At 41.1% G+C, this 14,260-nt stretch carries 8 protein-coding genes; 2 read left to right on the top strand and 6 right to left on the bottom strand.

Annotation, left to right across the window (positions count from 1 at the left end; all coding sequences use genetic code 11):
- Positions 1–15 precede the first annotated feature (15 nt).
- On the bottom strand, positions 16–3,240 hold the full coding sequence (locus tag FLL45_RS19340) for a ligand-binding sensor domain-containing protein (RefSeq protein ID WP_142943699.1): 3,225 nt from the start codon (positions 3,238–3,240) through the stop codon (positions 16–18).
- Positions 3,241–3,291: 51 nt separating this feature from the next.
- Positions 3,292–4,998, bottom strand: a complete 1,707-nt coding sequence (locus tag FLL45_RS19335) for a S8 family peptidase (protein ID WP_142943698.1) — start codon at positions 4,996–4,998, stop codon at positions 3,292–3,294.
- Between the two features lie 728 nt (positions 4,999–5,726).
- On the opposite strand from FLL45_RS19335, the gene FLL45_RS19330 reads away from it, so the two are divergent.
- Together FLL45_RS19330 and FLL45_RS19325 are read left to right on the top strand one after the other, a co-directional pair.
- Entirely contained in the window at positions 5,727–8,744 is a 3,018-nt protein-coding gene (locus FLL45_RS19330) for a response regulator (protein ID WP_185964557.1), read from the top strand.
- A gap of 245 nt (positions 8,745–8,989) precedes the next feature.
- Positions 8,990–10,654 carry a S8 family serine peptidase gene (locus FLL45_RS19325; protein ID WP_246075860.1) on the top strand — a complete coding sequence of 555 codons (1,665 nt, stop codon included), beginning with the start codon at positions 8,990–8,992 and terminating at the stop codon, positions 10,652–10,654.
- 48 nt (positions 10,655–10,702) lie between these two features.
- Here FLL45_RS19325 and FLL45_RS19320 read toward each other — a convergent pair whose 3' ends face one another.
- The 4 genes from FLL45_RS19320 to FLL45_RS19305 form a co-directional block, all read right to left on the bottom strand.
- A complete protein-coding gene (locus tag FLL45_RS19320) occupies positions 10,703–11,650 on the bottom strand; it encodes an SDR family oxidoreductase (RefSeq protein WP_142943696.1) in 948 nt (315 codons plus the stop codon).
- A 110-nt stretch (positions 11,651–11,760) separates the two neighbouring features.
- Entirely contained in the window at positions 11,761–12,477 is a 717-nt protein-coding gene (locus FLL45_RS19315; protein ID WP_142943695.1) for a tetratricopeptide repeat protein, read from the bottom strand.
- Positions 12,478–12,684: 207 nt separating this feature from the next.
- A complete protein-coding gene (locus FLL45_RS19310; RefSeq protein ID WP_142943694.1) occupies positions 12,685–13,386 on the bottom strand; it encodes a tetratricopeptide repeat protein in 702 nt (233 codons plus the stop codon).
- A gap of 136 nt (positions 13,387–13,522) precedes the next feature.
- Positions 13,523–14,227 (bottom strand): tetratricopeptide repeat protein, encoded by a 705-nt coding sequence (locus FLL45_RS19305; RefSeq protein ID WP_185964556.1) that lies wholly within the window; start codon positions 14,225–14,227, stop codon positions 13,523–13,525.
- Positions 14,228–14,260: the final 33 nt, after the last annotated feature.

Genomic DNA, 14,260 nt, shown 5'->3' with positions numbered 1-14,260 from the left:
TAATGGCTGGGTTATTTAGCCATTGTAAATATCAAAGACTTTTTCAAAATCAGTCATCTCTTCTGACTCTAATAGCTGAGTGAAAAGTGTTTCGCTCATGATTTGATTCAGTTTTTCAATACCAATGATTTTTGAGCTAGAATTCGCTTCTTGTAAATGGAGTAAATGCTCAATCATCATTAGTACTCGATCACCATCAAAGAAGTGCTGATTGACACCTAAAATAGGGGCTAAAGCAAAGCTCATTTTGATCGATAGTTTCTCGCTCTGCTCACTCTCTATTTCAAACATGGTTTTAATTTCGTCAGAGAGAACAGTCAACGATCGATGAAGCTCATCAGGACCCTCGGTAACAAGTGTTAAAATCCCCATGTCGCGCATCCCCCAACGAACGATTATCGTATTCGGGTCATTCTTCTCTTGGATATGGTGGGCTACTTGTTTGATAGTTTTACTATAAATTTCGTTTTTTGTACTCTCATTATCATTGAGTTCAGGAAGACGAACTAAAAGAACACAGAACTGGTGTCTAATTTGAGAAAGATCATTTAAATTTATCCACTGAAGTAAGTTAAATATTAGCTCACTCAGATACTTTTGATTGGATAAACCTGTTTCTAAATCAATATTAGTCTTGAGTTTAAGTTGCTCTAACTTCGCACTAAGAAAGTCCGTGTTTTTATTGTAGAGCTCTGTTTTTTCACTGACTTTTTCAGAAACTAACGTCTGAAATACTTCTTGACTTGCAAGCCTTCTGGCCTGAAGTCGAATTAAGAATATTAACAGTAGGCAGAAACCTGCGGCATAAAAAGTAAATGCCCACCAAGATAGCCAGGGCGCAGGTAAAATATTAACAGTCAGATTGATTTCATCCTCACTCCAAACACCATTATTATTGCTCCCTCTCACGCGTAGAAGGTAACTTCCCGAGGGTAGATTGGTATAAGTTGCACGATTGAGAGTCCCATTGTTAACCCACTCAGGATCAAATCCATCAAGCTTATACTGGTAGTTATTTTTCGATGGCCTCGCATAATCTAGAGACGCAAATTCAAAGGAAATTAAGTAGTCGTTATGGTCAAAGGTTACTTGGCTAATATCAGTGAGCGCTTTATCAAATTCCAAGATGCGGTTTTCACTTTCAATCGAGGTCAAGACGACATTGGGTACAACTAAGTTTTCACTAATTTTATCCGGCAAGAAAGTACTAATTCCGTTTAATCCGCCAAGAAAAATTCTATTGCTAGACGACTTTAGCATCGCCCCAAGATTCAGTTCATTATAGTGAATTTCATCAGCTAAATTGTAGTGTTTAAACTGGTTAGTTTCTGGATTGAGTCGACTCACACCTCGGTTTGTACTCACCCAAATGTATCCAAACTGATCTTCAGTGACGCCATTGACGGTACTACTATTTAGACCCGACTCTGTAGTATAATGTTTGAATTGGTTTATTCCTCTTCTTCTTGCTTCTGGCTCCCACCTGTTCAAACCGTGACCTTGAGTACCAACCCAAAAGCGCCCCATCTTATCCTGAAAAATGACGGTTACATTGTTTCCTGAAAGACTTTTTTGATCATCTGGATCGTTCGCGTAATTAGTAAATGTATTGCTATTTTTATCCAGTTTAAACAGCCCTCCTCCATAGGTCGCAATCCAGATATAACCATCGTCATCTTCCATCATCTGTAAAATATTTTCATTAACGAGTCCATTGGGTTGTTCACTTTTACGGTAGTGTTTAAATCCATCGCCCTGTTTATTTTTTCGGTTCAATCCAGCCCGATAAGTCGAAATCCAAATTTCTCCATCTCTATCTTGAAGGATATCAGTAACGCCGTTATCGGATAAACTCTGTGGATTTCCATTCTCCTTTTTAAAATTATTAAGTTGCTTATGATCTTCAGAGTAAACAAAAGCGCCTCGTGAAACACTACCTATCCAAAGTTGATTATTGTTGTCAACCATTAAGGTAGTTAAATATTCATCGATGATCTCATCAGTGTTTTTGCCTGAGACAGATAACTTGTTAAATTGAGATTCGCCTTCTTTCAAATAATTTAGGCCGCCACCAAAAGTGGCGACATATACAGTGCCTAGCTTATTTTCTGCGAACCCATGAATATGATTATGAGACAAACTCTCAGATATCTCACTAATCTTACGATAGTGGATAAAACTAGCACTATGCGGGTTCCATTGATTCAATCCTGATGATGTACCTATCCAAATCAATTTGCCTTTATCTTGAAAAATGGACAGTACTCTATTGTGACTAAGGCTAGAATTTTGAGATGAATAGTGACGAATTCGTTGAAATTCTTTTCTTGCTGAGTCGAATACACTGACACCAGAATCAGTAGCAATCCATAGTCTTTGCAGATCATCTTCGAGAATTTTGTAAACACGGTTATGACCGAGAGACTTAGAATCCCTGGGTGAGCTTTTATAGTGCTCGAATGAACTCGATAGCTCATTATATCGATTTAATCCGCCCCCTCGAGTACCTATCCATAGGTGTCCCTTATGGTCTTCTAGAATTGCTCTTATGCTATTGTGAGATAAATTATTTTCACTGGATTGGCTGGCTTGAAAATGGAGAAAGTTATCCGCCCCCTCCTCAATCAAAAACAAACCTTGGCTGTCTGTTCCTACCCACAATCTTCCACGCGAGTCTTCGAAAATAGCTCTTACATCTGCATTTTCAAGTTGCGGTACGCGGGTAAATTTTTTAATCGTCGTTGGATTAGTTGAATTAAGGAAAAAGAGCCCATTGCCATCGGAACCAATCCACAGATTTCCCGAACTATCGCTAAATAAAGTATTGAGTCTTTCGACGGCTTGATTCTTATCTTGTATAGAAAGTCTATCGAAAGTTTGAGACCTACCTATAAAACGATTGAGTCCCCCATTGGTCGCTATCCAAAGATTCCCCGCTTTATCTTGTACAATGTCTCGAATAACATCATTGGAAATACTAGTACTGTCACTACTTAAGTAACGAAATACTTCTATATTTTTTCCGTCATATCGGTTTAAGCCTTCTTGTGTACCTATCCATAAAAAACCATGCTTATCTTGATAAATCGATTGCACTGTTTTCTGCGAAAGTCCATGTTCTGTCGAAATATGCTTAAAGCCTAAACTCGACAGGTTCTTAGCCTGTGTTTGGGAAAATAAAGTAAAGAAGGTAAGGAAAAATAGTAGTTTTAATCGGGCTTTAAAATAAAATGTTTTCATTAATAAGAAAAACTAGAACTTAAATTATTATGTTAGTATCGACGAGCAGCGCTACTCTTGTTCAACCCATACGTTAATCGATATATAGTTATCATTCCAAGTAATGGCATCATTCCAAGTGATGGCGTCATTCCAGGTAATGGCATCATTCCAGGTGATTGCGTCATTCCAGGTAATCGCATCGTTCCAAGTGATCGCGTCATTCCAGGTAATCGCATCGTTCCAAGTAATGGCATCATTCCAGGTGATTGCATCGTTCCAGGTGATTGCGTTATTCCAAGTATACCCTTGATTCCTATCAAAAGAGCCATTCCAATTTAATTCAGGGCGGTCCTTAATGAAGTATTCACCGTTCTCACTGATTTTTACTGAGCCTGCGTAATGCTCAATACCATCAATGTCTTTACTAATATCGAGTCCAACGTTGGCACATCCGACTGCATCACTCAACACAGCCGAGTAGGCGTCAACCGCACCAGCCCCCTGTTGAAAAGCGCTATATGCCCAATCACCGTTTTCATCGATGGCGGGCTGTGCGGTCGCCATCAATCGACATTTAACATCGTCTGGTGTCAAATCCGGGTTAATACTGATCATCAGTGCAGCAATGCCACTCACTATTCCGGAAGACTGAGAGGTCCCTGACATAGTGAAATATTTGCCACCATCATGAAATTCTGGGTGATCCTTAGCTACTTGCATTTTGGATTCCATCAACCCCATTAAGTGTCCGCCTGGCGCGACTAGGTCAGGTTTTACAAATCTTTCTACCGTTGGTCCCGCTGATGAAAAACTGGTGAGACGGTCATCACTGTAGTCATCTGGCGTATAGTTATCGGTAGTAGCACCGACAGTAATGATATATGGGTTGTTACCGGGAACGCCGATACCCATAGGAGACTGTCCTCGGTTACCAGCGGACGCGACAACCGTTATTCCTGACTGCCAAGCTTTCATGACAATTTGATTCAACGGATCTTGCCAATAATAGGATTTAGGTTCGCTGCTAAACGATAAATTCAACACTCGAATGTTGTAGGTCTCACGATAGGTAATCGCCCATTCTATTCCTCGAATGACATCGGCATAGTTTCCTTGACCAAATTTATTGAAAGCTTTAACGCTTATCAGTCGAGCATTCGGTGCCATACCATAAAAATCACCGTTGAGGTCGCGCTCACTATTAACAGTCACACTCGCAACATGGGTACCATGTCCGCTAGCCTCATCATCGTTGACCGATGTTTTGTTTCGTGTTGCATCGTAGGTACCGTAGACCCGGTGGTTACCGTATGCATCATGACGAATACCGCTCATACTTTTTACCCCGGTGTCCAGTACGACAATCGTAACTCCATTACCAAAAACACCGATTTCATGAAGTTGATTAGCCTTGGTCATCCGAGAGGCGGAGGCTGGAGTAAATCCAAGCCGTTGTCCTACCGCCCAGCCGTCAGCTTTTACCGAGTAATTCGGCGAGACTTTAAAGCCCTTTACGAGGAGGTCATTAACTTGTTTTTTGCTGAGATTAGCAGCTACCGAATTAATGAATTTAAGTTGGTGTGTGATTAACGCATTTAAATGAGTGACAGTTTCAAACGCCTTGTCACCTTGAACAATATAACTGGCGGTTGGGTGGGCAATATCAGCTTTGTCTTTTGCGGTCATCCAGACGGCAACTGAAGCAGTGATCAATAACACTGCCAACATCGTATTTGTGAATAGGTTCGATCCACTCTGGCCTGATCGGTATTTCATTATTCACCTCGTTTTAAGACAAAAGCTCCATCTCAAGCCACATCTACACTTGAAATATTATCTTATAAATTGATTTGGAAGATTGCTCTTATTATTTTCTTCCAAGAGTCACTGATACTAACCACAAATTGATTAAAATGCAGCCAATTTTTGTGTCTTTGTAAACTATTACCTTGTGTTAACACGCATTTTCACTCTAAGTCTTTGATCTAAGCTTGGTTTGATTTGCATAGTCCATTTGTTCTCGTTCTATGCCATTTCGAAAACGCAGCTTTTTTAAACAAACGACTTCAAATCAAAAAACTGTAGGTCAAAAAGCTTTATCAAGCGAGGTTTACACACTAAAGCCGCTGGTAAACAGACTTCAAAACCCCTTACGCCATTACGACACTTATAAGACAGCAACTTTTGGCTTTATTCGACTCTCAGTATTAAAAGTGTACTACTTTTATTATAGCTGAAAAACCATAAATGAATGATTAATATAGAATTTTTAGCGATTGTGAACACCTTGTCGCTGTCGTAAGAATTTCTGTCGCTCTTGTACTATTTTTGTTCTTATAAAAAATGCTAAAAACCTCCTTGAAGCTAATTCGTCCACAGCTGCGCCACCTTCGGGTGGCTTTTTTTACAACTTTTCAGTCAACAAGTAGCTGTTTGTCGGTTTCCTTATCATTCTATAATAACAACCTATAATAAGAAGTAACCAAGACAAAATGAGTTTGCTTTTGAATCAAAGTAGTAAGTCTTTAAATAGCGAAAATCTTACCTCTATTTTTGCAGCTATCGTTGTTCTTGTTATTTTTGTTGGATATTTGCTGCCTGGAGATAGTTTATTTTCGCAAGCCTTGTTTAGCCGACAGTTCGCAGATCCTGTATTTCTCGGGCTTGTCATCATGGCTATCTTTTTAAAGGTGCGTGATGCAAAGTCGATCGTTGATCCGGTCTATTGGCTCTTACTCGCTGGCGCATTCTCAGCGTGGTTTCTTTTAACCCTTTTAAGATTATTTTACTGGCAAGAATTGAGCCCCCAAGCACAAAGCTTGCTGACCAACACGGCTTACTTCTTGTTTTATGCCCTTATGACAGCGGCAATCGAAGTCAAAAGCTACCGAGAAGCTAGAGAGCTCTTGAGCGGACAAAGTTTATTAGTTTTAGTGAGCACATTTACTTTCGCGGTAGGTGCTTTTGTATTTCTAGTGTTAGCACCGGCACCAACAATTCAACAACCAATCTATTTAATCAGTGCAGACTTCTCCTTCTACTTGCTGATGGACATCTATCTGACATTACGTTGGCTGCAGCTAGCTTGGGTTTGCCGTAAATTCTATTGGGTGAGCTACTTTTTGATGGCGCTTGCCATGTTTAACTGGGCAATAGCCGATTTTGTCGAGAGCCTGCATGTGACCAACGCCAATCAACTTAACTCTGGGACATGGCAGGACTGGCTTTGGTACACACCATACTTATTAGTGATAGCCGCCTTAAAAGTGCGCCAAAGTAGTTCTATTGAACAGAACCAAAACCTCACTTTTTCAAAATCACATTTGTTGAATAGCCCGCTATTTTTCGTTTCACTGTGCTTTATTTTATATATTTTAATTAATAACACTAATGAATGGTTCAGCCCACTCTCAGCAACTCAATCGACTATATTTTATCTTTGGTTTTCGCTGTTGTTATTACTCGCCATAGTTCAATTGAATTTATTTACCGAACAACTTCGTCATCAGCAAAAAATAATTACAGACAATCGCCTCGAAACTGATGTCATGAAGCAACGCTTACTTCAACAAACCGAGAGCCTCAAGGAGCAAGCGGCGTCTAACAAATCAATTCTTGAAACGACTAACAACGCAATTTTTACGCTTAATTCTGACTATGTCGTGCAATCATGCAACCCAGCCGCATGTAGTATTCTCGGACTGACCAAAGACGACATCATTGGTCAGTCATTCTTGCAAGTAACGCATGCAGAAGGTGAATTATCACGCTACTTCAATTACAAAAGCTATCAGCGGAAGCTTAACGTTGAGAATGATGGTATCGAGTTAGAGTCAACTATTTGTAACAGTGATAATGAGCATATTCCGGTCCATATCACTTTATCAAAAGATATCAACAATCATCAGGGGTTAATGGTGGTTTCGGTTATCAACATTAGTAAACAGAAAAAAGCTGAGGAAGAAGCACATCATTTGAAAGACCAGTTTACAGCCAATATGTCACATGAATTCAGGACCCCATTAACCATCATTAATGGCGTTTTAGATAACTTATCCAACAAAAATAAATATGCGGAGGATATTGAACAGCTCAATACGGCGAAACGTAATAGTCTAAGAATGATAAGAATGGTCGACCAACTACTCGACCTATCAAAAATTGGTCACGAACCTCTGCCGGTTGAAGCAATCGATATCATCCCAACCATAAAATTCTCGTGTCAATCATTCGAAAAAATGGCGATTGATCGATCATTAGAATTTGCCGTTAGCATCAGCCAATCGGCCTGGGTTGAAGGCAACCAAAATGCATTGGAAAAGATTTTATTTAACTTGTTATCGAATGCGTTCAAGTACACTCAAAATGGCAAAATTAGCGTGACTTTAAATCACTTAGGCGGTCAATATTCTCTGACGGTCAAAGACTCTGGAATTGGTCTAGAGACATCACAAATAGAATCAATATTTGAGCGTTTTCATCGTGTAGATTCTGCTCAAACTCAAGCAATCCAGGGAGTCGGAATTGGCTTAGCGTTAGTCAAAGAACTTTGCGATGCCATGGGCTGGACTATCCATGTCACTTCGGCGCTTAATTTAGGCAGTACTTTTAATATCGTTATGCCAGCGGCAGTTCCCAGCAGCGCGGATAACAAGGCACAAGTTGACCGATTAACGAGCGATAAAAATAGCCAGACTTTAGCTGAAGAAATAATCCGATCACAAGAATTTATCAAAGCTGAACAAAACAAAAAGTCTAAATTTTCCGTCCTAATCGTGGAAGACAATCACGACATGCAGGCACACATTGAAGCAATTTTATCATCACATCATCAATGTTTGGTTGCAAGCGACGGAAATGAGGGATTGCGGCTTGCGCTTGATTACCTTCCCGATATTATTATTTCAGATGTAATGATGCCCGGTATTGATGGGTTTGAGCTATTGAAAGCAATAAAGAACAACGAGTTAACGACTCATATTCCAGTTATCATGCTGACCGCGAGAAGCGATGATGAAAGCAAGATTAAAGGTTTAGAATCCGAAGCAGAGGACTACTTAAGCAAGCCTTTTAATAGTAAGGAGTTGCTGTTGAGAGTAAATAACCAACTAAACTCAAGAGCGAAACTCCAACAAAAGCTCGCGAGCCAGTGGCAAGCTGACTCTTCAAAAATTGAAGCAACCACAGAAATCGAAGATCAATTTGTCACTAAACTGAATGAAATTTTCGAAACACATTACCAAGACTGCGAATTCTCGCTGCAATCGATGTCAAAAATCCTGGCGATGAGTGACCGCCAAGTCCAAAGAAAGGTAAAGTCAGTACTTGGTTTAAGTCCACTAGAAGCACTAAAACAATTTCGCTTGAAACAAGCCAAACCAATGCTCGATCGTGGTGATCAAATTGGCTTTGTCGCACAAACTTGTGGATTTACTTCCCAGTCCTATTTTGGCCGCTGTTTCAAAGAAACCTACAAAATCACTCCTAAAGCCTATCAGCAATCGCGCGCCCAGCAATCATAGCTCTGCTGGCCTGACCTCTTATTAAGCGGCGCATTTTCCGTGTGAATTTTACACAAACAAGCCAAATTTGTCGGTTTTGTACGAATCTTTGTCGCTTTCTAACTATCTCAGCAAGCAAATAATTCCAATAATCTTAGCACGTCTAAGGGTTGTCCCCTGCGGAACTCTATCAACTTAAAACAAAACTAGAAGAGTCTCTTACGACGACGAAACAACTCAAAATTAACTCAATTGGGAGAGTCAAAGTGGTATCTAAAATTTCAAAAATTTCTGTTGCTACCATGCTTGCACTTGGAACATCGACGGCGGTAATGGCCGACGACAGTCGATTTGTTATTCAAGTTGAGCCAGGGAAAAAAGGCATCGTTAAAGCTTTAGCCAATCAAATGGGCGGCGAAATCAAAGTAGACGCTGACGGGTTTATCGCAGCCTCATTTGATGGAAAATCTTTAGACGAAGTCAAAGGTCTTTTAAATAATCCGCACATTCGTTTGATTGAGGAAGATCCTAGACGTGTGCTTTTAGCGGCTTATCAAGATGATGTAGGTAATCCTGCGGTTGAGCAGCTCGCACCCTATGCTTACTACCAATCACAAGCGAACCAACTAACTTTACAAAGCGGTCAAAAAGTTTGTGTTATCGATTCTGGGATCGCAGGTGGAACTGGCGAAACAGGCGGTTACAACTATGACTTTGACTGGAGCGTGATCACTGGCGATAACGACTCAGGCACTGGCAACTGGAACGAAGATGGTGGGCCTCATGGTACTCACGTTGCAGGAACCGTTGGCGCAGCTGACAATGGATTCGGCGTGATCGGTATGGCTCCTGGTGTGCCAATGCATATTATCAAAGTATTCAATGCGGCAGGTTGGGGATACTCTTCAGATCTCGCATTCGCTGCGCAAAAATGTACTAACGCAGGTGCAAACATCATCACTATGAGTTTAGGTGGCGGTGGCGCTAATAGCACTGAAGAAAATGCTTTTAACACTTTCCGAGCAAACGGCGGATTAGTATTGGCTGCAGCCGGTAACGACGGTAACAATATGCGCTCTTATCCTGCGGGCTACAAATCAGTTATGATGATTGGGGCTAATGACGCAGACAATAATATTGCTGATTTCTCTCAATTCCCAAGTAATACTAAAACCTCTGGTCGCGGAAAAAGAGCAACGACGGAAACACATGATGGCTTCGGTGTTGAAGTCACTGCAGGTGGGGTTGATACGCTATCTACCTACCCGGCTGGTGGAGCAACATTGTCTTCGATGTCAGCGGATAACACCGCATATGCTTCGTCTGCTATGGAAAACCAAGGTTTCGCTGCAGGCGCTACCTATAATATGGGCACCGCAGAAGCCACTGATAGTGGTGCTAATGGCAAAATTTGTATTATTGCTCGCGGCAACATTTCATTCCAAGATAAAGTCGCCAATTGCGAAAATAGCGGTGGGATTGGTGCCATCATCTACAATAATGAGCCAGGCATGCTTTACGGCACATTAGGTAGCCCAAATAACACCAGTATTCCTGCGGTTGGTGCAACTCAAGCAGACGGGCCAGCATTAGAAGCTGCTTCCGCTGCATCGGTGGACGTTAGCGCAGGCGATTACGGCTACATGTCAGGAACTTCCATGGCAACTCCAGCAGTTGCAGGGGTAGCGGCACTAGTCTGGTCAAATCATCCAACCTGCTCTGGCGAGGAAATTCGCACGGCGCTTAAAGCAACAGCCGAAGACCAAGGGGCGAGCGGAAGAGACGACTACTTTGGGTATGGTATTGCTAAAGCTGCAGCAGCGAGTAACTACTTAAATGCTAACGCTTGTACCGGTGCAGTTGATGGCGGTGACGGCGATGGTGGTGGTGACCCAGAGCCATGTAAAGGCGGCCCTAAAAAGTGTGGTTAATAAATCCTTAATGAAAAAGCCAGCAATGCTGGCTTTTTTTTTGGCTTTTTATTTTTTACTTACGCGCTTGATCTCCTCATCAAGCACCTTCATTAAACTTTCTTGATCTAACGAATATTCATGTGAAAAATTAAGTTGAACCGCTTCCCTAATGGCTTGTCGCACAGTGATATCTGCCTCTCGTTGATTGGGCACCACTAAATAACGTTTCTTAGGCGCAGCATTAAACAATGCCTCTTCTACCGCTTTTGCGACATCAATAGGATCCTTATATTGCGTTCTACTCCCTACTCGTTCCATAACGCCAGTCCACGCTTCTTTATAGCGTGATTGCTCAAGCAGTTTTTCTTTGCCCTTAAACCGTCTTTTCAGGTTTTCGCCAATTTTAGAGTTGTAATTGCCTGGCTCAATAACACTGACCTTCACGCCAAACTGTGCCATTTCTGCAGCGAGTGAATCGGTAAACGCTTCAATCGCGTGCTTACTCATAGAGTAGGGGCCGAACAAAGGGCCAGACAAAATTCCGGAAATAGAGCCGATGGTTGATATCCGCCCTTTTGACTCGATTATCATTGGCGCAAAGGCTTTGGTCACGCGATAAGGACCGTATAAGTTAACTTGCATTTGAAAATCAAAATCATTTTCTGGAGTCTCTGTTAACGGACCTAATATCGCTACGCCAGCGTTATTAACCAAACCATATAAACCTCGCCCTGCAGTTTGAATCGTTTTAACAGCAGCATCAATTTGCGCTTGTTTGTTAACATCGAGCCGAACAGCTTGAACATTTTTTAATTTGTTGAGCCGTTGCATATCCTCATCTTTTCTTGCTCCGGCGTATACAAAATATCCTTGTGAAGACAAGTGTTCGGTAATTCGAAGACCGATACCACTGGTTGCGCCAGTAACTAAAACTGCTTTTTGCTCACTAGCATTTACCGAGCCGGAGTGAAATAAGATGAACGAAAAAAAAACTATCCAATACGAAACTTTCATTTTTATGCCTGCATTTATTATCTGGACTTCCAATAATATACGCTCTGAAAAATAAAAAAGCTCGTTTAGACGCACTAAACGAGCTTTCTATCGAAAAATCGGTTTTCTAGTTAGCCACTGTTACGCTGTTGCATTTCAAGCGCCGTATTGTAGGCACCGAGCCGAGTCAGCATGTTCCTAAAATTGTTTCCGCCCGTGTTGGTGTTAATATTCCACGACAAACAGGACTGAGCACTGTTGTGGCAGCCTCTGCCAGGAATATGAGAACCAGTTTGAAGATCTTTACCAAATCCCTGTGCTCTCAAAAAGGCAACAAAATCGGTTAAGCTTGGCGTATCTGATCGGACAATCATATATTCGCCCTCAAAATCTTTCGGATCAACAACAACCTCTTGCTGCCGCTCTTGTTGAGGGTTAAGAAAAGCAATCGCTTTATCAAAACCTGCATCCGCTGCTTTTTGGATCCAGGCTCTCCCTTTGGATTCGTTTTTTTCGACAGCGCTACCTTTGAGATACATAATTCCTAGTTCGTACTGCGCAAAGGCTAAGCCGCCGCGAGCCGCTTTTTGCATAAACTTTAAGCCTACTTCAATGTTTTGCTCTGTACCGATACCACCGAGATAAAGCATCGCAAGCACTGACTGAGCATGCATGCTGCCATTTCGTGCAAACTTGCGCAATTTCTTGAAGACAAATTTACAGCTCTTCTCTCCGCATAATTGAGCTTCTATCTCTGCTCGCTTAGCAAGTAGCTCATTTGATTCAGATTGAGCATTAAACGACATAATTAATGCGATGACGATAAAAATTATTTTAATCAATTTCATGTTTTACCTCGTTTTGTTCACCACACTTCTCGATTCACAATTCACAATTCACAATTCACAATTCAGACTTCAAACCACCAATAGAACTTTTTTTCGCAGCAAAATTTTTTTAACCAGTTTAAAAAAGTAGATAAATCAAGTCAAACTAACCGAAAATTAATTCTGTTACTTCAACTTGATATTCGATCTAATTATTTAATCAGTAACTTACTTGGTATTGCCTAAACGTTTCATTTCTAATGCGGTATTGTAAGAGTGAAGTCGTGACAACATATTATCAAAGTTTTTTCGACCGCCACCGGTATTGACATCCCAAGTTAAACAAGAAAATGCCGAGTTTGCACACCCCTGCCCTTTTATGCGCGAACCCGTTTGCCCGTCTTTGCCGTAACCCAGGGCTCTGAGGTATTCCATAAAATCTGTCAAGGTTGGCGATTCTGCTGTAACGACTAAGTGTTCACCTTCAAAATCTTCTGGATTTACCGTTGATTTACCCTCACCATTTAGTAAAGCCTTGGCCTGACGATATCCTGAACTTGCCGATTTAGTGAGCCACTTTAATGATTCTTCTTCATCTTTGTCTGTAACAACGCCATCCCTGTACATTATCGCCAGGTGATATTGAGCAAAGGCCAGTCCATTCTTCGCCGACTTTCGCATATATTTATAACCTGCTTCAAGATCCTGATCGACACCAATACCGCCCAAATACATCATCGCTAATACTGATTGCGCATGAGGGCTACCATTTCTTGCGTATTTACGGAGCTTTTTGAAAATCGTTTTACAGCTTTTTTCCCCGCACAGCTCTGATAATGTCGCTCTAACCGACTGCTCTGATTCAATCGCATTAAGATTAAAGGTCAAAGCGACCATTCCTAACACTAAAATTACTTTCATAAGTTTCATTTAATCCCCCTAAAAATATAAATATGAGGCTTACCAAAGTAAGCCCAACTAATATCATCATTAAAGAGCATTAAAGTTAGTTTATGGTCGCATAAAATTTAATTATTTTTTACATCATCCCATTCTTCAATTTTATTTATCCTCTATTACGTGCTTGCATTTCTAATGCGGTAGTCCATGCATTTAAACGAATTAACATATTGTCAAAGTTTTTTCTTCCCGACGAAGTACTTACGTTCCAAGTTAAGCAAGAAAAGGCGGAATTTGCACAGCCCTGACCTTTAATTCTAGAGCCCGTTTGGCCGTCTTTACCGAAGCCTAATGCTCTCAAGTATTCTAAAAAGTCAGTCAGCGTTGGAGTGTCTGTGGTAACCACCATATACTCTCCTGTAAACGCTTTCGGATCTCGGTTATCGATGGTTTTCCCGTCATTATTGAGCATGTTTATCGCTTGTTGATAGCCTGATTTGGCTGCTTTTTTAAGCCACTTTAATCCTTCTTCTTCATCTTTCTTAATAACGACGCCTTCTCGATACATTACTGCCAAATGGTATTGCGCAAAGGCTAAGCCATTTTTAGCTGACTTACGCATGAATTTATATCCTGCTTCAACATTTTGGTCGGTTCCAATTCCACCGAGATACATCATCGCTAGCACAGACTGCGCGTGTGGACTTCCGTTACCTGCGTATTTGCGAAGCTTTTTAAAAACTGACCCGCAACTCTTTTTACCACAAAGTTCTGAGAGCGTTGCTTGTCTTGAATTGGTTGACTCAAATGCACACAACCGACCAATAAAAGCTACACTAAATATTAACGCAACCATCATTATTTTCTTCATGAACCACTCCCCGCAAAATAAGTCTATTGAAAA

The sequence above is a fragment of the Aliikangiella marina genome, assembly GCF_007004765.1.
In the GTDB taxonomy this organism is placed as follows: domain Bacteria; phylum Pseudomonadota; class Gammaproteobacteria; order Enterobacterales; family Kangiellaceae; genus Aliikangiella; species Aliikangiella marina.
The sequence above is the reverse complement of the archived record's forward strand: the minus strand, read 5'-3'. Positions and strand labels throughout refer to the sequence as shown.